Origin of the sequence: Micromonospora sp. DH13, from assembly GCF_020873825.1 — a bacterium.
Lineage (GTDB): Bacteria > Actinomycetota > Actinomycetes > Mycobacteriales > Micromonosporaceae > Micromonospora > Micromonospora haikouensis.
Window position 1 is genome coordinate 1 of record NZ_JAHWGR010000039.1, and the last position, 20,074, is coordinate 20,074.

Annotated in this window: 15 protein-coding genes; 12 read left to right on the forward strand and 3 right to left on the reverse strand. The window is 72.6% G+C overall.

Annotated elements, in window-relative coordinates; all coding sequences use genetic code 11:
- Positions 1-121 precede the first annotated feature (121 nt).
- Positions 122-3,361 (reverse strand): penicillin acylase family protein, encoded by a 3,240-nt coding sequence (locus tag LPA42_RS28050; protein ID WP_077939147.1) that lies wholly within the window; start codon positions 3,359-3,361, stop codon positions 122-124.
- A 231-nt stretch (positions 3,362-3,592) separates the two neighbouring features.
- On the opposite strand from LPA42_RS28050, the gene LPA42_RS28060 reads away from it, so the two are divergent.
- The 3 genes from LPA42_RS28060 (at position 3,593) to LPA42_RS28070 (ending at position 9,277) form a co-directional block, all read left to right on the forward strand.
- Entirely contained in the window at positions 3,593-4,939 is a 1,347-nt protein-coding gene (locus LPA42_RS28060) for a jacalin-like lectin (protein WP_228986976.1), read from the forward strand.
- Positions 4,940-4,949: 10 nt separating this feature from the next.
- The gene (gene uvrC / locus LPA42_RS28065; RefSeq protein ID WP_077939150.1) at positions 4,950-6,902 is read left to right on the forward strand and encodes an excinuclease ABC subunit UvrC; all 1,953 of its coding nucleotides are present in this window, start codon (positions 4,950-4,952) and stop codon (positions 6,900-6,902) included.
- A gap of 143 nt (positions 6,903-7,045) precedes the next feature.
- Positions 7,046-9,277: a S8 family peptidase gene (locus tag LPA42_RS28070; RefSeq protein ID WP_077939151.1), complete on the forward strand. Its 2,232-nt coding sequence runs from the start codon at positions 7,046-7,048 to the stop codon at positions 9,275-9,277.
- Positions 9,278-9,297: 20 nt separating this feature from the next.
- Here LPA42_RS28070 and LPA42_RS28075 read toward each other — a convergent pair whose 3' ends face one another.
- Positions 9,298-9,801 carry a hypothetical protein gene (locus LPA42_RS28075; RefSeq protein ID WP_077939156.1) on the reverse strand — a complete coding sequence of 168 codons (504 nt, stop codon included), beginning with the start codon at positions 9,799-9,801 and terminating at the stop codon, positions 9,298-9,300.
- Between the two features lie 144 nt (positions 9,802-9,945).
- Between LPA42_RS28075 and LPA42_RS28080 the strand changes: the two genes are divergently transcribed.
- The 3 genes from LPA42_RS28080 to LPA42_RS28090 all read left to right on the forward strand — a co-directional run bounded on the left by LPA42_RS28080 (position 9,946) and on the right by LPA42_RS28090 (position 11,992).
- Positions 9,946-10,800, forward strand: coding sequence for a helix-turn-helix transcriptional regulator (locus tag LPA42_RS28080; protein ID WP_077939152.1), 855 nt, complete (start codon positions 9,946-9,948; stop codon positions 10,798-10,800).
- 23 nt (positions 10,801-10,823) lie between these two features.
- Positions 10,824-11,027 (forward strand): DUF397 domain-containing protein, encoded by a 204-nt coding sequence (locus LPA42_RS28085; protein WP_077939153.1) that lies wholly within the window; start codon positions 10,824-10,826, stop codon positions 11,025-11,027.
- A gap of 65 nt (positions 11,028-11,092) precedes the next feature.
- Positions 11,093-11,992 carry an SWIM zinc finger family protein gene (locus LPA42_RS28090; protein ID WP_077939154.1) on the forward strand — a complete coding sequence of 300 codons (900 nt, stop codon included), beginning with the start codon at positions 11,093-11,095 and terminating at the stop codon, positions 11,990-11,992.
- A gap of 94 nt (positions 11,993-12,086) precedes the next feature.
- On the opposite strand, the gene LPA42_RS28095 is transcribed toward LPA42_RS28090, so the two are convergent.
- On the reverse strand, positions 12,087-13,079 hold the full coding sequence (locus LPA42_RS28095) for a hypothetical protein (protein WP_077939155.1): 993 nt from the start codon (positions 13,077-13,079) through the stop codon (positions 12,087-12,089).
- A gap of 690 nt (positions 13,080-13,769) precedes the next feature.
- Between LPA42_RS28095 and rapZ the strand changes: the two genes are divergently transcribed.
- The 6 genes from rapZ to tpiA all read left to right on the forward strand — a co-directional run bounded on the left by rapZ (position 13,770) and on the right by tpiA (position 20,039).
- Positions 13,770-14,672, forward strand: a complete 903-nt coding sequence (gene rapZ / locus LPA42_RS28105; protein ID WP_077939157.1) for an RNase adapter RapZ — start codon at positions 13,770-13,772, stop codon at positions 14,670-14,672.
- Positions 14,669-15,697, forward strand: coding sequence for a uridine diphosphate-N-acetylglucosamine-binding protein YvcK (yvcK, locus tag LPA42_RS28110; RefSeq protein WP_228986977.1), 1,029 nt, complete (start codon positions 14,669-14,671; stop codon positions 15,695-15,697). Before rapZ ends, yvcK begins: the two co-directional genes overlap by 4 nt.
- 54 nt (positions 15,698-15,751) lie before the next feature.
- Complete coding sequence (gene whiA / locus LPA42_RS28115; RefSeq protein WP_043967505.1) at positions 15,752-16,732, forward strand: DNA-binding protein WhiA; 981 nt, start codon at positions 15,752-15,754, stop codon at positions 16,730-16,732.
- A gap of 315 nt (positions 16,733-17,047) precedes the next feature.
- Positions 17,048-18,052: a type I glyceraldehyde-3-phosphate dehydrogenase gene (gene gap / locus LPA42_RS28120; protein WP_043967506.1), complete on the forward strand. Its 1,005-nt coding sequence runs from the start codon at positions 17,048-17,050 to the stop codon at positions 18,050-18,052.
- On the forward strand, positions 18,049-19,248 hold the full coding sequence (pgk, locus tag LPA42_RS28125; protein WP_077939158.1) for a phosphoglycerate kinase: 1,200 nt from the start codon (positions 18,049-18,051) through the stop codon (positions 19,246-19,248). The genes gap and pgk overlap by 4 nt, the downstream gene beginning before the upstream one ends.
- Positions 19,248-20,039, forward strand: coding sequence for a triose-phosphate isomerase (tpiA, locus tag LPA42_RS28130; protein ID WP_077939159.1), 792 nt, complete (start codon positions 19,248-19,250; stop codon positions 20,037-20,039). The genes pgk and tpiA overlap by 1 nt, the downstream gene beginning before the upstream one ends.
- Positions 20,040-20,074 lie beyond the last annotated feature (35 nt).

Consider the following 20,074-nt stretch of genomic DNA (forward strand, 5'->3'; position numbering starts at 1 on the left):
GGCACCCCCGAGGAGGTCGCCGAGGTGCCCGAGAGCCACACCGGGCGGTTCCTGCGCCCGGTGCTCGGGCTCGTCGGGGAGGCCCGGGGCACCCCGGACCGGCCGCCGCCGTCGTCGCCCCTCAGCGGGCGTAGACCGACATCTCCCACAGCGAGAAGCCGTAGGTCGTGGCCCGGGTCAGGCCCCGCAACCGCACGTACCGCGCGGTCTCGGCGCCGAACGCGACCACGTCGGTGCCGCCGTCGCCGGCCGTGGTGGACCACGCCGTGCGCCAGGTCGTGCCGTCGGCGGAGACCTCGATCCGGTACGACGTCGCGTACGCCGACTCCCAGGCCAGTGCCACCCGGCCCACCGGCCGGGCCGAGCCCAGGTCGACGGTCAGCGTCTGGTCGTCGGCCCAGGAGCTGGCCCACCGGGTGCCCAGGTCCCCGTCGACGGCCTTGCCGGCGGCGTAGCCGAGCTGGGCGCTCGACGCGGTCACCGCCTTCCCGGCGGCGAGGTTCGACACGTCGTCGCCGCGCCGGGCCGGGAACGACACCACCTGCTGGTAGGTGGGCCGGTTCTGCCAGGCGATCGGGGCGTGCTTGATCCCGCCCAGCGGCGACTGCACGATCGTGTCGGCGCACCACTGGTCGCCGGCGGAGCAGGTGGAGTCGCCCGGGTACGTGGTGGTGGCCGGGGTCGCGGCGGCCGCCTTCAGCGTGTCGAGCAGGATCTGCCGGCAGCCGGCGAGGGCGCCGCCGCCGCAGTAGGTGCGGCCGAGGCCGCCGGCGACCGGGTCGCCGAGGACCGCCCGCAGGTCCTTGTCGACGTACCCCCACCAGCCGTACTGGAACGACGAGCCCTTGTGCGCCTGGGCCTCGTTGGCGGACGTGGGCAGGGTCGACTTGTCACCCTGCTGGTGGCCGGAGGGGGACTCGTTGATCTGGAGGGCGTTGATCAGCGCCTGGTAGAGGTCGGGGCCGAGCTGGTCGCGGAACACGCCCCGCACCAGCAGCGGCCACCAGGCGTCGAAGGTGCGGATGGCGTCGGCGTGCTGGTAGACCTTCGAGCCCTTGGCCGTCTCCACCCGCAGCGCGCCGGCCTGCCGCCACGCCTTCAGCTTCGCGATCTCGGCGGCCAGGGCGGCGTCGCCGACGGGCTGGCTCTCCAGCACCCGGATCAGCTCGTCGAGCACCTCGACCCCGCGCAGGTCGGTCACGCCGGCCTGCTCGACGAGGCTGGTCAGCGTGGCCCGGTCGTACTTCTTGCCGGCGGCGATGCCGGCCTTCAGCGGCTTGTCCAGCAGGTCGCCCCGGTGCACCGCGCCGAAGCTGAAGTTGCCGTCGGCCCCGCCGAAGTCCTTGGCCTGCTTGTTGTTCCAGCTGATGTAGTAGTCCTGGTCCACCGAGTTGGGGTGGGCCGAGCGCGGCGCGTAGCTGGCGGTGTTCGTGTCGGGCTGGAAGCCCTGCCACTCGTACGCGGGCTCGGCCTTCATCGGCAGGTTCGGGTTGGACCCGGCCGCCCGCAGCGGGTTGAGCCCGGAGTTGAAGTACGCCGACTGGGTGGAGTTGACGTAGAACCAGTTGAACGCGTACTCGACGTTGCCCGCCGAGGCGACGAAGGCGTCGGCGGTGCCCATCTCCGTCGGGTCGTTGAACATCTGGAAGCCGATCGCGGAGTCCGCCTCGTGCCGGTAGGTGGAGCGGAGCTGGGTGAACGCGTGCGGCTTGCCGCCGACGGTGCCGCGCCAGGCGACCAGGCCCAGCTTGGTGCGCCACGCCACCAGCTTGTACGACCCGGCGGGCGTGGTGTCGGCCGCCGTCGGCTTCCACTTGTTGGTGTGGGCGAGCTGCTCCATCGCCACGCACTGCCCCCGGAAGAGGTAGTGGTCGCTGGCCAGCGTCGGCGCGCTGCCGTCGGTGGTGCACAGCGGCACCGCGTACGTGTCGGTGATGTCGTGGATCGACGAGGTGGCGCTCCAGGCGTAGTCCTGGCCCCGGCCGAGCAGCACGTAGAGGTTGAGGCCGGCGAACGCCGCGCCCCGGGCGCTGATGCCGGGGCCCTGCAGCTCCTGGATCATCAGCAGCTGGGGGGAGAAGTAGCCGGTCTGCGGCCCGAACACCGCCACCGGGTGCCCGGTCGCGGAGTTGGCGGCGGAGACCACGGCCGCGTTCGACATGCCCCGGTGGGCCGGGTCGATGGTCAGCCCGGACAGCGCGGCGGCCAGCTCCGAACTGCTGCTGCCGGTGGCCCGGCTGGCGGCGGAGCCGGTGGGGTCGGTGAAGATCGGCTCGACCTTGGCCGTGCCGGCGTCGGGCAGCGCCACGCTCGCGGCGTCGGGGGAGGCGGAGCCATAGGGGAAGCTCTGCCCGTCGTGCAGGGTCAGCACCGTCTCCGGGTCGTTCTGGTTGCGGAAGCCCGCCCACACCTTGTCGCCCTCGGTCGGGCCGTACTTGGCGCGGGCGGCGATGCGGACCAGCGCGGACTGCATCTCGGTGCCGCCACCGCCGCCGAACAGGCCGCCGACGACGCCGGCGATGGCGATGAGGTCGGTCATCGTGAACGGCTCCGGGCCGCCCTCGTTGGTGATCGCGTCGAGGTGCCCGGTGAGGACGTACTCGCCGGGGCAGTTGCGCCTGGACATGCAGACGTCGATGTAGGCGTTGACGCCCGCGATGTACTCCTGGACGTCGGCGTAGAGCTGCTCGCCGCGCGGGCCCTTGGCGCGCAGCGCCTCGACCTGCGCCGCCAGGTCCGCCTCCGTGTACGGCGAGTTGCGCCAGACGCTCTGCTCCAGCTCCCGGTTGCTCGGGGCCCCGCCCGCGAACGGGGTGAGGGTGCCCCGGCCGACGTGACGCATCAGGTCCATGGTGAACAGCCGGTCCTCGGCGCCGACGTAGCCGGCCCCGTACATGGTGCCGCCCCGGGTGGTGCCGGTGACGTGCGGGACGCCGGTGGCCCGGTCCCGCACGACCCGCACGTCGGCGCGGGGCGAGTAGTCCCGCTCGACCTGCCCGGAGGGCACCCCGAAGGAGGCGTCGTTGAAGAAGGTGCCGATCTGCTCGGGGCGCAGGCCCGCGTAGCCGTAGACGAGGTCGGCGTACTTGTCGAGCTGGTCGGCGGAGTGCCGGGGCAGCGTGCCGAGGGTCTGGTTGGCGAGGATCTCGACGAGGGTGGCGTTGCCGTTCTGGCCCGGCGGGACGATGTCGCCGCACTCGCCGAGGCAGTAGTCGTTGGCGGCGAAGGTGCTGGCGGCTGCCTTCGCGGCGGCGCTCGCGGGCGTCGTGGTCGGGGTGGGCGCGGCGACGAGCAGGGCGGCGACGCCGACGGCGGCGGTCGCGCCGGCCAGCAGGCGACGCGGGGCGGTGGGACGGGGCATGGTGATCCTCCGGGGGGTGGGGATCAAGACGGGGGCGGGGTGGCGATCATTACATGAAGAACATTCAGTTACCGGATGGTAGGCGTCCCGCCGCGAGATTGGAAGACGTCAATCGGCATGTCGCGCGCCGGTTACCCGCGAGTATTGAACCGGCCGGGTTCCTTGGATAACCTTCGATCCCCCGGGCTGGTGCCGGCCACACCGGACCCCACTGTCTGGAAGGGACGTCGGATGAAACCCACCCGCCTGCTCGCGTCCGTGACGCTGCTGGCCGCCCTGCTGCCCCCGGCCGCGCCCGCCGTCGCCGCCCCCGCCGCCGGGGCCGCGCCCGCCCCCGCCGCCGTCACCTCGGGCGGCTTCTCGCTGCTCACCTACAACGTCGCCGGCCTGCCCGAGCCGCTGTCCAGCGGCAACCCGGCGACCAACACCCGGCCCATCGGCGAGCGGGTCAACGGCTACGACATCGTGCACGTCCAGGAGGACTTCAACTACCACGCCGACCTGTACGCCACCGACCGGCACCCGTACCGCACCGCCACCAGCGGGGGCGTGCCCTTCGGCGACGGCCTCAACACGATGTCCAACTACCCGGTGTCGGACTTCGTCCGGGTGCGCTGGGACGACTGCCACGGCACCGACTGCCTCACCCCGAAGGGCTTCAGCCGGTCCCGGATCCGGCTCGCCGAGGGCGTCTACGTCGACTTCTACGACGTGCACACCAATGCCGGCAGCGACGAGCCCGACCTGGCCGCCCGGCGGTCCAACATCGACCAGCTCTCCGCGTACGTGCAGGCGAACTCCGCCGGCAACGCGGTGATCGTGGCCGGCGACCTCAACGTCCGCTACACCCGCACCGGCGACAACATCCGCGACCTCGTGGCCGCCAACGGCCTCACCGACGTGTGGGTGCAGCAGGAGCGGGGCGGGGTGCCCCCGGCCGCCGGCAGCCCCGCGCTGACCTGCGACCCGGCCAACGTCACCAACGCCTGCGAGGTCGTCGACAAGATCCTCTACCGGGGCGACCGGCTGATCGACCTCGACCTCGACCGCTACCGCAACGAGCACGCCGCGTTCCTCGACCCGGCCGGCGCGCCGCTGTCCGACCACTACCCGCACGCCGCCTGGTTCACCTGGACCCTCGCCGACGGGCTGCGCGCCAGCGACACCTGGGGCGGCCCGCACGGCACCCCGTTCACCGACCTCGACGCCGTCGGCCCCCGGGTCACCGCCGTCTCGCTGCGCGCCGGCTCCCGCCTCGACCAGATCGGCGTACGCCTCGCCGACGGCGCGAGCCTGACCCATGGCGGCACGGGCGGCACCCCGGCCACGCTGACCCTGGCCGACGGCGAGTACGTCGACCAGGTCACCCTCACCCAGGGCAAGAAGGACGGCCGGACCCGGATCTTCTCCGCCCGGCTCACCACCAACCTCGGCCGCACCCTGGCCGGCGGCACCCCGACCGCCGACGCGGTGACCTTCACCGCCCCGCCCGGCGGCCGGCTCGCCGGCTTCTTCGGCCGCAGCGGCAGCGAGGTGGACCAGCTCGGCGTGCTCTGGAGTGTCGGGGCCGGCGGCTAGTCTTCGGAGCGTGGCTGACCCCTCGACCTACCGCCCCGCACCCGGCACCATCCCCGAGGCCCCGGGGGTCTACCGGTTCCGCGACGGCACCGGCCGGGTGATCTACGTCGGCAAGGCGAAGAACCTGCGCAGCAGGCTCAACTCCTACTTCGCCGACCTGTGGGGGCTGCACCAGCGCACCCAGCAGATGGTCACCACGGCCGAGTCGGTCGACTGGGTCACCGTGGGCACCGAGGTCGAGGCCCTCCAGCTCGAATACACCTGGATCAAGCAGTACGACCCCCGGTTCAACGTCCGCTACCGCGACGACAAGTCGTATCCGTACCTCGCCGTCACCCTCGACGAGGAGTTCCCCCGGCTCCAGGTGATGCGCGGGGCCAAACGCAAGGGCGTGCGCTACTTCGGGCCCTACTCGCACGCCTGGGCCATCCGCGAGACGCTCGACCTGCTGCTGCGGGTCTTCCCGGCGCGGACCTGCTCGGCCGGCGTGTTCAAGCGGGCCGGGCAGGTCGGCCGCCCCTGCCTGCTGGGCTACATCGGCAAGTGCTCCGCCCCCTGCGTCGGCAGCGTCACGGCCGAGGAACACCGGGGGATCGTCGACGGCTTCTGCGAGTTCATGGCCGGGCGCACCGACACCATGGTCCGCAAGCTCGAACGCGAGATGACCGAGGCCAGCGAGGCGCTGGAGTTCGAGAAGGCCGCCCGGCTGCGCGACGACGTCGCGGCGCTGCGCCGGGCCATGGAGAAGCAGACCGTGGTGCTCGGCGACGGCACCGACGCCGACGTGGTCGCGTTCGCCGACGACCCCCTGGAGGCCGCCGTCCAGGTCTTCCACGTCCGCGACGGCCGGGTGCGCGGCCAGCGTGGCTGGGTGGTGGAGAAGACCGAGGACCTGAGCCCCGGCGACCTGGTGCACCACTTCTGCACCCAGGTCTACGGCGGCGAGCAGGGCGAGGCCGACGTGCCCCGCGAACTGCTGGTGCCCGCCCTGCCCGCTGACGCCGACGCGCTCGCCGACTGGCTGACCGGCCGCCGGGGCAGCCGGGTGTCGCTGCGGGTGCCGCAGCGCGGCGACAAGCGTTCCCTGCTGGAGACGGTAGAGCGCAACGCGAAGGACGCCCTGGCCCGGCACAAGCTCAAACGCGGCAGCGACCTGACCACCCGGGGCAAGGCCCTCGACGAGATCAGCGACGCGCTGGGCATGCGCACCTCGCCGCTGCGCATCGAGTGCTACGACGTCTCCCAGATCCAGGGCACCGACGTGGTGGCCAGCATGGTCGTCTTCGAGGACGGCCTGCCCCGCAAGAGCGAATACCGCCGGTTCATCGTCCGGGGGGCCACCGACGACCTGTCCGCCATGTCGGAGGTGCTGCGCCGCCGCTTCGCCCGCTACCTCGAGGCCCGCGCCGAGACCGGGGAGCTGGGGGAGGAGACCGCCGCCGACCCCGACCGGCCGGGCATCGACCCGACGACGGGCCGGCCGCGCCGGTTCGCGTACCCCCCGCAGTTGGTCGTGGTCGACGGCGGCGCGCCGCAGGTCGCGGCGGCGGCCCAGGCGCTCGCGGAGCTGGGCGTCGACGACGTGGCGCTGTGCGGCCTGGCCAAGCGGCTGGAGGAGGTGTGGCTGCCCGACGACGAGTTCCCGGTCATCCTGCCGCGCACCTCCGAGGGGCTCTACCTGCTGCAACGGGTGCGCGACGAGGCGCACCGGTTCGCCATCACCTTCCACCGGCAGCGTCGCTCCAAGCGGATGACGGAGTCGGCGCTCGACTCGGTGCCCGGCCTCGGCGAGGTGCGACGCAAGGCCCTGCTGCGCCACTTCGGCTCGCTCAAGCGGCTCGCGGCGGCCTCGACCGAGGAGATCACCGAGGTGCCCGGCGTCGGCCGGCGCACCGCCGAGGCGATCACCGCCGCCCTCAACCCCGGGGCGGACGCCCGGCCCGCCGCCGCCGACGGCAGTTAGCGTCCGGCGCAAATAATTGACGGCAATCTATGGCGTCGAGGGTGTCCGTGTGTCCATGATGTCGGCGGTACGGCTGTCCGCGTGTGCGCCCGACGCGTGACGGGCCGGGGCCGCGTCGCGCACGCCGTCTGGGGGAGGCAACCATGACACCGGCAGGACGCCGCAGGACCTCCCTGCTCGGCACCGTGGCCGCAGCGACCCTGCTGGCCCTCACCGCGGCCGCCCCGGCGATCGCCGCCCCGGCCGAGGGCGAGATCCTCGCCGCCGGCGGCCCGGACGCCGTGGCCGGCTCCTACGTCGTCGTGCTGCGGGACGCCGCCGTCACGGCCGACGCCGTGCCCGCCACCGCCCGCCGCCTCGCCGCCCGGCAGGGCGGCCACGTCGGGCTGGTCTACCGGCACGCCCTGCGCGGCTTCGAGGCCCGGCTCTCCGAGCGGGGCGCCCGCCGGCTCGCCGCCGACCCGGCCGTGGCCTCCGTGACGCAGAACCGCACGGTGTCCGCGTCCGACGTGCAGACCCCGACCGCGTCCTGGGGCCTCGACCGGATCGACCAGCGCGCGCTGCCGCTCGACAACTCGTTCACCTACCCCCGCGCCACGGCGGCCGTGCGGGCCTACGTCATCGACTCGGGCATCAACCTCGCCCACGGCGAGTTCGCCGGCCGGGCGGTGTCCGGCTGGGACTTCATGGACGGCGACGCCGACGCCACCGACTGCCAGGGCCACGGCACCCACGTGGCCGGCACGCTCGGCGGGTCCACCTTCGGGGTGGCCAAGCACGTGCAACTGGTCGCCGTGCGCGTGCTGAGCTGCACCGGCGGCGCCTGGGCCTCGCAGGTCATCGCCGGTGTCGACTGGGTCACCGGCGACCACGACCCCGGCGAGCTGGCCGTGGCCAACATGAGCCTCGGCGGCGCGGCGTACGCGCCCATGGTCGAGGCCGTGCGGCGGTCCATCGCCGACGGCGTCACCTACGCGGTGGCCGCGGGCAACGACAACGGCGCCGACGCGTGCACGACCACCCCGGCCTCCGTGCCGGAGGCGATCACGGTGGCCGCCACCGGGGCCACCGACGCGCGCGCCTCGTTCTCCAACATCGGCACCTGCGTGGATCTGTTCGCGCCGGGCGTCGACATCACCTCGGCCTACATCGGCGGCACCGCCACCACCCGCACGGCCTCCGGGACGTCGATGGCCAGCCCGCACGTCGCCGGGGCCGCCGCGCTGATCCTGGCCGAGCACCCGACCTACACCCCGGCCCAGGTGACCCAGGCGCTCCTGGCCGACGCGACCATCGGGGTGGTGACCGACGCGGGCGCCGGCACGCCGAACCGGCTGCTGCACGTCGACCCCACCACCCCGGCCGACGACTTCACCCTGACCGCCACCCCGGCCAGCATCACCGTCACCGCCGGTGGCACCGTCTCCACCACGATCGCCGGCACCGTCACCAGGGGCGCGTCCCAGCCGGTCGCGCTGGCGGCCCGGGGCCTGCCGGCGGGCGTCACGGCCACGTTCCAGTCCGCCAGCATCTCCTCCAACGCAGGCACCACGCTCACGCTCAGCACCGCCTCGACGGCGCTGGCCGGCGCGTACACCGTCACGGTGATCGGCACCGGGACCGCCGCGACCCGCGCGGTGGCCGTCCAGCTGCGCGTCGACGACCCGGCCGCCTGCGTCCGCTCCGACGGCACCGACCGGGCGATCACCGACTTCCAGAACCTCTACGCCCCGATCACCGTCACCGGCTGCCCCGGCAACGCCGCCCGCAACAGCACCGTGGAGGTGCACATCGAGCACGCCGTGATCGGGGAGCTCGACGTGCGGCTGATCTCGCCCCGCGGCACCTGGTACTTCCTCATGGACCACACCGGCGGGGACAGCGACCGCATCGACTACACGTTCACCTACGACCTGTCGGCCGAGCCGGCCAACGGCACCTGGAACCTGTACGTCAGCGACAACCTGGCCCAGGGCACCGGGTTCCTCGACTCCTGGAAGATCAACGTGGCGGGTGCGGACCTGCCGGCGCCCGCGTGCGGCGGGGTCGCCACCGCCGACATGCGGATCCCGGCCTCCGGCACGGTCGAGTCGCCGATCAGCGTCCCCGACTGCGGCCGGGCCCCGTCGACCACCAGCTACGTCGAGGTCAGCATCGCGCACCAGTACGGTCGCGACCTCCAGATCTCCCTCGTCGCGCCGGGCGGGCAGGTGGTGCTGCTCAAGGAGAGCCTCGTGGGGTCGTACAAGGCGAATGCCCGCGAGGCATACATCGCCGACCTGTCGGGGCGGCCGACCCTCGGCACCTGGAAGCTGCGGGTCGAGAACGTCGCCGGCTACGAGGGGCTGATCGAGGGCTGGAAACTGACCCTCTGACGGCGCTTCAACGATGGCTGCTAGTCGCCGTCGCCCCAGCAGAGCCCGCCGATGCCGGCCGCGCTGTGGAAGCCGGGATGCCCGGTGACGTCCATGCAGACCTCGCCGTCGGGGCCCGTCCGGCCGCAGAACACCGGCTCGACGTGGTTCCAGGCGTCGGCCCGGGACAGCAGCGCGGCGCTCGCGGGCAGCTCGGGGCGCAGGATCGTCAGGCCCTCCGTGTAGACAACGGCCTGGTCGCGGGCCTCCCGCAGGTCGGGTGCCAGGTAGGACAGGTGCAGCGTCCACCGGCGGTGCGTCTCGTACGCCCCGGCGGGCGGCCGGTTGCGCCCCGAGCCCCGCTCGCGGTCCGTCGTATAGCGGTTGACCAGGGAATTGACGTACGACGAGAGGGCGTCCGGCTTCGTCAGCGCGTGCGCGACGGCGGCCCGGACCCGCTCGGACACGTCCGCCCCGTCGAGCATGGCCGCCAGGTCGCGATGAAAGTCGGACTCGGGCCACCGCGACGCTTGATTGTCAGTCACCACTGCCTCCGGATTCCGGTGAGCGTTGCCGAACATCGAGCGTGCACCATCGCATGCGATCTTGCAACGTAGCAGTGAGCGGTGTTAAATAGCATTCGGCTGGTCTGGCCCATGTCCCCAGCCGTGGTCCTGCGGAGGTCTGCTGTGGCATCGACTGCAAGCCCGACGATTCGTGCGCGTCGACTACGTCGTGAGTTGCGGCGCCTGCGCGCCCAGCAAGGGCTGACCGTCGATGAGGTTGCTCGCTCGGTGGGCTGGCATCGGGCGAAGGTGATCCGAATCGAGCAGGGGCACAGCGGTGTTTCCTCGGACGGGTTGCGGAAGCTTCTGGACCTCTACGAGGCGTCTCCCGATGAACGGGATACGTTGGCCAGCCTTGCGCGTCAGGCGCGGCAGAAGGGCTGGTGGAGCGCGTACGGCGATGTCCTGCCCGACGACTACGTGGGGTTCGAGGCGGAGGCGGCAGCGATAAGCACGTTCCAGAGCCTCTACGTCCCCGGGCTGTTGCAGACGGAGGAGTACGCGCGGGCGATCATTCACGCAGGGCGGACCACCGCCAACAAGGAGGAAGTCGATCGGGTCATCGCGGCGCGTCAAGCTCGGAAAGTCCTGCTCACGCGGGACGTGCCGCCGAAGCTCTGGATCATCCTGGACGAGGCTGCGGTTCGGCGGGCCGTTGGCGGTGCCAAGGTGATGCGTGCTCAACTCGCGCGCATTGTCGAGGCATGCCAGCTGTCGACGGTCGAGGTGCAGGTGCTGCCCTTCGCTGCGGGCGCGCACGCTTCGATGGGTGGTGCCTTCACCATTCTCGACTATGCGGAGGCGGCGCTCGACCCGACCATTGTCTACGTGGACAACGACACCAACACGCTCCTGCTGGAGGAGGAGCAGCAGGTATCGCGATATAGACTCGTCTTCGACCACCTGCGTGCGAAGGCGCTTGACCCTGACCAGTCTGCTGACTTCCTTGTCAGGATCTCCGCCGAGCTTCAAGACTGAGTCTTGGCCTGAGGAGCGCTGCGATGACCTCGTCTGACCCTGCGAACGTGACGTGGCGTAAGAGTGCGCGTAGCAGTGCGAATGGGTCTGATTGTGTCGAGGTGGCAGAGATTTCCTGCGCGTTGGCGGTGCGGGACTCCAAGGACCCGGACGGGCCGGCGCTCCTCTTCGACCGGGACGCCTGGTCGTCGTTCGTCGTCGGCCTGCGGCGCGGCCTGCGCGGCTGATCCCTCGCCGAGTTGGTCGCCGCCCTGATGCCGGCGACATCACCCACGCCCGGTTAGATGACCGGATGGCGGTACGCATCGACATCGACGCCCTGCGGGACGCGGCCGGCCCCGTGACCTGCGCAGCGGCGGACAGCCTTCGGGCAGCCGGTCAACCTGAACGGTTGGTGCCGGTCGGCGGGGGAGCGTCCGGCGTGGTCTCCGAGGCCGGGCAGCCACCGTACGAGGTCTGGGTGGGCATCACGGCGGACGGCTTCACCGCCGAGTGCGACTGCCCCGCCGCCGAGGCGCTGTGCGCGCACGCGATGGCCCTCAGCCTCGCCGCCCTGGAGGACGAACTGCCGTGGTCCTCGGCGGCCACCCCACCGTCAGTCCTGAGCATCGACGCCAAGGTCGCCGAGTTGGCGGAGGTCGCGCGCGGCATCCCCGCGCGCCGGCTCACGATGCTGGTCGCCGAGTGGGCGGCCACGGACCGCGTGCTGGAGAGCGCGCTGTTGGCGCGCGCCGGCCGGCTCGCGCCCCCGAGCACCGCCGAACTCGACGACCTCCGCCGCACGATCGACGGCCTGGCCCACGAGGCGACCGACGACCGGTACTGGGATCTGCACGACGTGGAGAAGACCGGCCGGGCGATGGCCGAGGAGATCGAGGTGCTCGCCCAACGGCCGCCGACCCCGGAGGCGCTGCTGGTGGTCGAGGAAGCGGCCCGCGCCTGGGACCGCATCGTCCCGCCGCTGCTGGACGCCCGGGAGGCGTACGAGGAGGAAGTGGCCGAGATCGGCGACGCGCTACGGGCGGCCCACGTCCGGCTCTGCGAGCAGGTGCAGCCGGACCCCGACGAACTCGCCGCCCGGCTGACCGAGATCATCGAGGCGGCCGAGGTCGACTCCTGCCTCGACGAGCCGTGGGACTACCTCGCCGTGCTCGGCCGCCAGCGCGTCAAGGCGCTGCGGCAGCTCCACTGACGCCCGGCACGCCCGGCGCTGCCGCCGTCGTGTGTGCTTGTTAGGAAGGGCCCCCTGTACAACAGAATGCGTTAACAGGGGGCCCTTCCTTGCACTAAGCCCAGGGGGCGAGCGGGTACCAGGGGATGATCTCGCGGCGGGCCAGCAGCCGGACGTCCCAGTAGAGGAACGTGAACGCGCCGGCGACGATGAACGCGACCGCCGTCAGCACCGCCAGCCGGCTCGGCCGCTCGGCGAACCACCGTTGCAGGCGGGAGCCGGCGAGCCAGGCCAGCAGTAGGAACAGCACCGCCATGATGACGATGTTGCCGAGGGACTGGAGCGTGAACGCCGCCGCACCGTACAACGGGTTGCCGCTCTCGGCGGCGTCGCGGAACATCTGCCGGAACAGCGGGAAGGGCCGCCCGATCAGGAAGCCGGCGATCAGCGCGCCCATGAAGACCATGGGCGCGTTGGGGAACCGGCGGGCGATCCGGGCGAACGGGTCCGCGACGATGCCGAGCGAGGCCAGACCGAGGTAGACCATCACCAGGCCGATCACGCCGAAGACGACCATCGACTGGATGCTGCGCGGCGACAGGCCGCCGGGCGTGGTCGGGGCCGTGGAGAACTGCGGCATGGCGGTGCCGACGAGGCCGACGATCGCACCGTACGTCGCCGACACCGCGATCATCCCGACGGACATCCAGCCCAGCGGCTTCAGCGGCTGGGCGAACCGGTGCAGGCGGCTCCCGGCGGTGGTGCCGGTCAGCGGGGCGATGGCGCCGAAGGCGGCGATGTTGCAGGCGGTGAACGTGCCCGCGATGCCGGAGACGAAGGCGAACACGATGCCCGCCGCGATGCCCTGGATGGGCGTCTCCTTGGCGTCGTGGCCCAGCAGCGTGTTGGCGACGTTGTCGCCGATGGTCTGGTCCACGAACTCGGCCGACCAGACCACGGTCAGCAGGAAGCCGCCGAGCACGCTGAGCAGGACGATCAGTGCGCGCCGCCGGGGAAAGTGCCCGTTGACGAAGGTGGACGTTCCCGCGCCTGCGCTGTCGGGCCGGAGGTCCACGGGGGATCGGGACGAACGATGGGTCTGCGTCACGCTGCGCTCCTCATGCCGAGGGGGACGAGACCCCGGCGGGGGCGCGTCGGCGACGCCGACGACGACGCCCGGACCGGGAGGCCGGCACCGCCGGCCGGTTGGACATCGCCCGCCACCGATATTCATTGAGTTGGATCGATGTCCAACCGCAGTATGGCGTCGGGTCGACCGACCGACTTCTTCGATCGTGCCCAATCCCACCCCACGCCCACTGCCCGCCCCGGTCTCGCCCCGTCGGCGTTCTTGGACAGTTCCTGTCCGGGGCGAGCACCAACTGTCCAAGAATCGAGGCGCCGCCCCCATCCCGCGCGGCCCGCGCCGTCCACGTTCCCGCGATCTTGCACTTGGGGCCCGGGCGAAAAGGGCGCATGGGGCAGATCGGGGGCCGTAATTGCAAGATCGCGGGGCATGTCGGCGGGGCAGGTCGGCGGGGCGGGCGGGTGGCGGGAGGTGGCGGGAGCGCGGAGCGGCGGGGGAACGGCGGGAGGGGGTGAGGGGTGGCGCGGCGGGGACGGGTGGCGGGGTGGTTGCCGGATCCTGGGGGCCGGGCGGGATAGAGTTCTAGGTCGGCCACCGCGGTCAGGTCGGCCGTGCGTCATCCGTGGGGAGTGGGCAGTGAACGAGGCGCGGACGCCCGAGGTTCCGGCCGGCGACGGCCCGACAGCGGCGGCGGGGGCGGCCACGGAATCGCTGCCGGTGGCCGCGGAGGCGGCGACCCGGGCGGCGGCGGAGTCGGAGACCACCCTGGTGGTGGTGACCGGCGTGTCCGGCGGCGGGCGCAGCACGGTGGCCCGGGCCCTGGAGAACGTCGGCTACTACGTCGTCGACAACCTGCCGCAGGCGCTCATGCTCGACATGGCCGAGTTGGCCGTCAAGGCCGGCGGCGCGGCCCGGCGTACGGCGATGGTGCTGGACGTGCGCTCCCGCGCCTTCTCCACGGACCTGGCCGGGGCGATCCGGGAGCTGAAGGACCGGGGCTTCTCCCCCCGGGTGGTCTTCGTCGACGCCGACGACGAGGTGCTGATCCGCCGGTTCGAGAGCGTCCGGCGCTCGCACCCGTTGCAGGGCGACGGGCGGCTGGCCGACGGCATCGCCGTGGAGCGGGGCCTGCTGGAGGAGGCCCGCGACCAGGCCGACGTGATCATCGACACCAGCCACCTGAACGTCAACCAGCTGCGCCGCCGGATCGAGGAGCTGTTCGGCGGCGAGGACGCCCGCCGGCTGCGGATCACCGTGCTCTCCTTCGGCTTCAAGTACGGCCTTCCGCCGGACGCCGACTTCGTCCTCGACGCCCGGTTCCTTCCGAACCCGTACTGGGTGCCCGAGCTGCGGGAGCACACCGGGCGTGAGGAGGCGGTCAGCGCGTACGTGCTGGGTCAGGAGGGCGCGGACGCCTTCGTCGGGACGTACGCGGACCTGGTCAACGCCACCACCGTCGGGTTCGAGCGGGAGGGCAAGCGGTACCTGACCGTGGCGGTCGGCTGCACCGGCGGCAAGCACCGCAGCGTGGCCATCGCCGAGGAGCTGGCCGCCCGGCTGCGTCACGCCGGGCTGGCGGCCAACGCGCAACACCGCGACCTGGGACGGGAATGACGCCGCCGGCGGAGCCCCCGGGCGGGGGTGGCGGGCGGGACGACGGGCGGCGTACCCGGGTGGTCGCCTTCGGCGGCGGGCACGGCCTGTCGGTGTCCCTGCGGGCGCTGCGCCGGTGCGTGCCCGAGCTGGACCTGGACATCACCGCCGTGGTCACCGTCGGTGACGACGGCGGCTCCAGCGGCCGGCTGCGCGCCCGCCGGGGCGGCCTGCCCCCGGGCGACCTGCGTCAGGCGCTGGTGGCCCTCGCCGGGGACCATCCGGCCACCCGGCGCACCGCCGGGCTGTTCCAGCACCGCTTCGCCGACACGCCCGGCGACCCGGTCGGCACCGACGACGGGCTGGCCGGGCACGCCGTGGGCAACCTGGTGCTCTGCGGGCTGATCGAGCTACTCGGCGACCCGGTGGCCGCCCTGGAGCACGCCGGGGCGATGCTCGGCGCGGTGGGCCGGGTGCTGCCGATGTCCCGCCAGCCGGTCGGCATCGAGGCGCGGGTGCGCGGGGCCGATCCGGCGTACCCGGACGAGGTGCGCACGGTGCGCGGCCAGCACCAGGTCGCTGTCACCGGGGGGCGGGTGGAGTCGCTGCGGCTGACCCCGACGACCCCGGCGGCCTGCGCGGAGGCGGTGGCGGCGACGGCCGAGGCGGACTGGTTGATCTTCGGGCCCGGCAGCTGGTACACGAGCGTGCTGCCGCACCTGCTGGTGCCGGGGCTGGCCGCCGCGATCGTGGCGAGCCCGGCCCGCCGGCTGGTCACCCTCAACCTCGCGGCGGAGAAGGAGACCCTCGGGCTCTCCCTCGCCGACCACCTGGCCACCCTGCGGCACTATCTGCCCGAGCTGGCGGTGGACCTGGTGCTGGCGGACTCCAAGGCGGTGGGCGATCCCGCGCCGGTCGAGCGTGCGGCAGAATCGCTGGGTGCCCGGCTGGTCCTCGCCCCGGTCGCCGTCACCGACGGCGAACCCCGTCACGATCCGGCCGCCCTGGGTGCCGCCCTGGTGCCTGTCCTGGGCGCCGATCGTTAAGCACGTACGTAATCTCCGGCGACACGCCGGAACCGGTCCGTGAGGGGGCGCACAATGGCGATGACGGCTGCGGTCAAGGACGAGCTGAGCCGGGTCGACGTGCCCAAGCCCTGCTGCCGGCGGGCGGAGATGGCGGCGCTGCTGCGCTTCGCCGGCGGGCTGCACATCGTCTCCGGCCGGGTGGTGGTCGAGGCCGAGCTGGACACGGGGGCGGTGGCCCGGCGGCTGCGCCGGGAGATCGCGGAGGTGTACGGCTACTCCAGCGAGATCCACGTGCTCGCCTCCGGCGGGCTGCGCAAGGGCAGCCACTTCATCGTCCGGGTGGTGAAGGACGGCGAGGCGCTGGCCCGGCAGACCGGGCTGCTGGACGTGCGGGGCCGTCCGGTGCGCGGCCTGCCGCCGCATGTGGTGGCCGCGAACGTCTGCTGCGCGGTCTCCGCGTGGCGGGGGGCGTTCATGGCGCACGGCTCGCTGACCGAGCCGGGGCGCTCCAGTGCGTTGGAGATCACCTGCCCGGGCCCGGAGTCGGCGCTGGCGCTGGTCGGCGCGGCCCGGCGCATCGGCATCACCGCGAAGAACCGCGAGGTGCGCGGGGTCGACCGGGTGGTGGTCAAGGACGGCGACGCCATCGCGGCGCTGCTCACCCGCATAGGAGCACACTCCAGCGTGCTGGCCTGGGAGGAACGCCGGGTGCGCCGCGAGGTGCGGGCCACCGCCAACCGGCTGGCCAACTTCGACGACGCCAACCTGCGCCGCTCGGCGCGGGCGGCCGTGGCCGCCGCCGCCCGGGTGACGCGGGCGCTGGAGATCCTCGCCGACGACGCGCCCAACCATCTCACCTCCGCCGGCCGGCTGCGCCTGGAGCACCGGCAGGCGTCCCTGGAGGAACTGGGCGCGCTCGCCGACCCGCCGCTGACCAAGGACGCCATCGCCGGGCGGATCCGCCGGCTGCTGGCCCTGGCCGACAAGCGGGCCCGTGACCTGGGCATCCCGGATACGGAAGCGGCCGTCACGCCCGACATGCTCGTGGTCTGATAGGACGGTGGCGGTGGGCGGGCGGCGGGCCCGTCCCGCCGCGCGTCAACCGGAGCGCGCGCCGGCCCCGGGAGCGCGCAGCGGATCACCACCCGGCGCACCGCGCCGCCACGCGCTCGGATAGGGTCGTTGCGTACGGCAAGGGGGCCGGCACCGGCACTCTCGCCGTGCACACCGCCTCCGGCGGTCAGGTTCTCTCGGGCCGCGGCGGGGTGGCCGACACGAACTGTCAACGGCCGACTCCAACGGTCGGCGCACACCACTTCGCCGGTCCGATTCCACGCCGGCGGATCAGAACGCGAGGAGATGGGACCTGTGACCATCCGGGTTGGCATCAACGGCTTCGGCCGCATCGGCCGTAACTTCTTCCGGGCCGTGCTGGCGTCCGGCGCGGACATCGAGGTCGTGGCCGTCAACGACCTGACCGACAACGCGACGCTCGCCCACCTGCTCAAGTACGACAGCATCCTGGGTCGCCTCCCGCACGAGGTCAAGGCGACGGCCGACGAGATCACCGTCGGTGGCAAGACCATCAAGGCGTTCGCCGAGCGCGACCCGGCCAAGCTGGCGTGGGGCGAGGTCGGGGCCGACGTGGTCATCGAGTCGACCGGCTTCTTCACCGACGGCACCAAGGCGAAGGCGCACGTCGACGGCGGGGCCAAGAAGGTCATCATCTCCGCCCCGGCGAAGAACGAGGACGTCACGGTCGTCATGGGCGTCAACCACGACCAGTACGACCCGGCCAAGCACACGATTATCTCGAACGCCTCCTGCACCACCAACTGCCTCGCCCCGATGGCGAAGGTGCTGCACGACACGTTCGGCATCACCAAGGGTCTGATGACCACCATCCACGCGTACACCCAGGACCAGAACCTCCAGGACGCGCCGCACAAGGACCTGCGTCGCGCCCGGGCCGCCGCGCTGAACATCGTCCCGACCTCCACGGGCGCCGCGAAGGCCATCGGCCTGGTGCTGCCGGAGCTGAAGGGCAAGCTGGACGGGTACGCGCTGCGGGTGCCGATCCCCACCGGCTCGGCCACCGACCTCACCGTCGAGGTGGGCCGGGAGACCTCGGTCGACGAGGTCAACGCCGCGCTGAAGGCCGCCGCCGAGGGCCCGCTCAAGGGCGTCCTGGTCTACAACGAGGACCCGATCGTCTCCGCCGACATCGTCACCGACCCGGCGTCGTGCATCTTCGACGCGCCGCTGACCAAGGTCATCGGCAACCAGGTCAAGGTCGTCGGCTGGTACGACAACGAGTGGGGCTACTCGAACCGCCTGGTGGACCTGGTCAAGCTGGTGGGTCAGTCGCTGTGACCATCCGCAACCTCGACGACCTGCTCGCCGAGGGGGTGTCGGGTCGGCGCGTGCTCGTGCGCGCCGACCTGAACGTCCCGCTCGACAAGCAGACCGGCGCGATCACCGACGACGGCCGCATCCGCGCGGTGCTGCCGACGTTGACCGCCCTGACCGGGGCGGGCGCGAAGGTCGTGGTCTTCTCGCACCTGGGCCGCCCGAAGGGCGCGCCCGACCCGCAGTTCAGCCTGCGTCCGGTCGCGGCCCGCCTCGGCGAGCTGCTCGGCGCGCAGGTGCGGTTCGCCGAGGACACCGTCGGCGAGTCCGCCCGGTCCACGGTCGACGCGCTCGCCGACGGCGAGGTCGCCCTGCTGGAGAACCTGCGCTTCAACAAGGGCGAGACCAGCAAGGACGAGGCGGAGCGCGGCGCGTTCGCCGACCAGCTCGCCGCGCTCGGCGAGGCGTACGTCGACGACGCGTTCGGTGCGGTGCACCGCAAGCACGCCAGCGTCTTCGACGTGCCGGCCCGGCTGCCGCACGTCGCGGGCCGCTTGGTGCTGCGCGAGGTGGAGGTGCTGGCCAAGCTGACCGGCGAGCCGGAGCGCCCGTACGTGGTGGTGCTCGGCGGCTCGAAGGTCTCCGACAAGCTCGCGGTGATCGAGGCGCTGCTGCCGAAGGTCGACCGGCTGCTCATCGGCGGCGGGATGTGCTTCACGTTCCTCAAGGCCCAGGGCCACGAGGTGGGCACGTCGCTGCTGGAGGAGGAGATGGTCGAGACCTGCCGCAACCTCCTGGAGCGCGCCGACGGCAAGATCCTGCTCCCGGTCGACGTGGTGGCGGCGGACGCCTTCGCCCCCGACGCGGCGCACGACACGGTCCGCGCGGACGCCATCCCGAGTCACCGGCTCGGGCTGGACATCGGCCCGGAGACGGTGGCCGGCTTCGCCGCCGCCCTCGCCGACGCGAAGACGATCTTCTGGAACGGCCCGATGGGCGTGTTCGAGATGGCGGCGTTCGCGAACGGCACCCGGGGCGTCGCCGAGGCGATCACCAAGGCCGACGCGTTCAGCGTGGTCGGCGGCGGCGACAGCGCGGCGGCGGTCCGCGCGCTGGGGCTCGACGAGTCGTCGTTCGGGCACATCTCCACCGGCGGCGGCGCGTCGCTGGAATACCTGGAGGGCAAGACCCTCCCCGGCATCGCGGCGCTGGAGGACTGATGGCGGCGATCACCCGCCGGCCGCTGATGGCCGGCAACTGGAAGATGAACCTCAACCACTTCGAGGCCAACCTGCTGGTGCAGAAGCTGGCCGCGAGCCTCACCGCGCAGCAGCTCACCGACGTCGAGTGCGTCGTGCTGCCGCCCTTCACCGACCTGCGCACCGTGCAGACCGCGATCGAGGGCGACAAGCTGCTGATCGGCTACGGCGGGCAGGACCTGTCGCCGTACCCGTCGGGGGCGTACACCGGGGACATCTCCGGGGCGATGCTGGCGAAGCTCGGCTGCACGTACGTGGTGGTCGGCCACTCCGAGCGGCGGCAGTACCACCACGAGGACGACGCGCTGGTCAACGACAAGGTGACCGCCGCGCTGTCCCACGGGCTCACCCCGATCCTGTGCATCGGTGAGGGCCTGGAGGTGCGCGAGCAGCTGCGGCACGTGCCGCACTGCTGCGACCAGCTCGACGGCGCGCTGCGGGGGCTCACCCCGGAGCAGGTCACGAAGGTCGTCGTGGCGTACGAGCCGGTCTGGGCGATCGGGACGGGCAAGACCGCCACCCCGGAGGACGCCCAGGAGGTGTGCGGGGAGGTGCGCAAGCGCCTCGTCGAGACCTACGACCAGGCGACCGCCGACCAGGTGCGCATCCTCTACGGCGGCTCGGTGAAGTCCTCGAACGTGGCCTCGATCATGGCCCAGCCGGACGTGGACGGGGCCCTGGTGGGCGGCGCGAGCCTCGACGGCGAGGAATTCGCGAAGATCTGCCGGTTCCCGGAGCACATCAGCCGCTGAAGGCTCGCTATCCTTGACTCCGCCCGTCCACCGGC

Bases quoted from the DNA above. Each gene is read 5' to 3' on its own strand.
- LPA42_RS28085 (WP_077939153.1), top strand. From the start codon at position 10,824: ATGACCTCGTCTGACCCTGCGAACGTGACGTGGCGTAAGAGTGCGCGT.
- LPA42_RS28060 (WP_228986976.1), top strand. From the start codon at position 3,593: ATGAAACCCACCCGCCTGCTCGCGTCCGTGACGCTGCTGGCCGCCCTG.
- yvcK (WP_228986977.1), top strand. From the start codon at position 14,669: ATGACGCCGCCGGCGGAGCCCCCGGGCGGGGGTGGCGGGCGGGACGAC.
- LPA42_RS28090 (WP_077939154.1), top strand. From the start codon at position 11,093: ATGGCGGTACGCATCGACATCGACGCCCTGCGGGACGCGGCCGGCCCC.
- LPA42_RS28050 (WP_077939147.1), bottom strand. From the start codon at position 3,361: ATGCCCCGTCCCACCGCCCCGCGTCGCCTGCTGGCCGGCGCGACCGCC.
- whiA (WP_043967505.1), top strand. From the start codon at position 15,752: ATGGCGATGACGGCTGCGGTCAAGGACGAGCTGAGCCGGGTCGACGTG.
- LPA42_RS28070 (WP_077939151.1), top strand. From the start codon at position 7,046: ATGACACCGGCAGGACGCCGCAGGACCTCCCTGCTCGGCACCGTGGCC.
- tpiA (WP_077939159.1), top strand. From the start codon at position 19,248: ATGGCGGCGATCACCCGCCGGCCGCTGATGGCCGGCAACTGGAAGATG.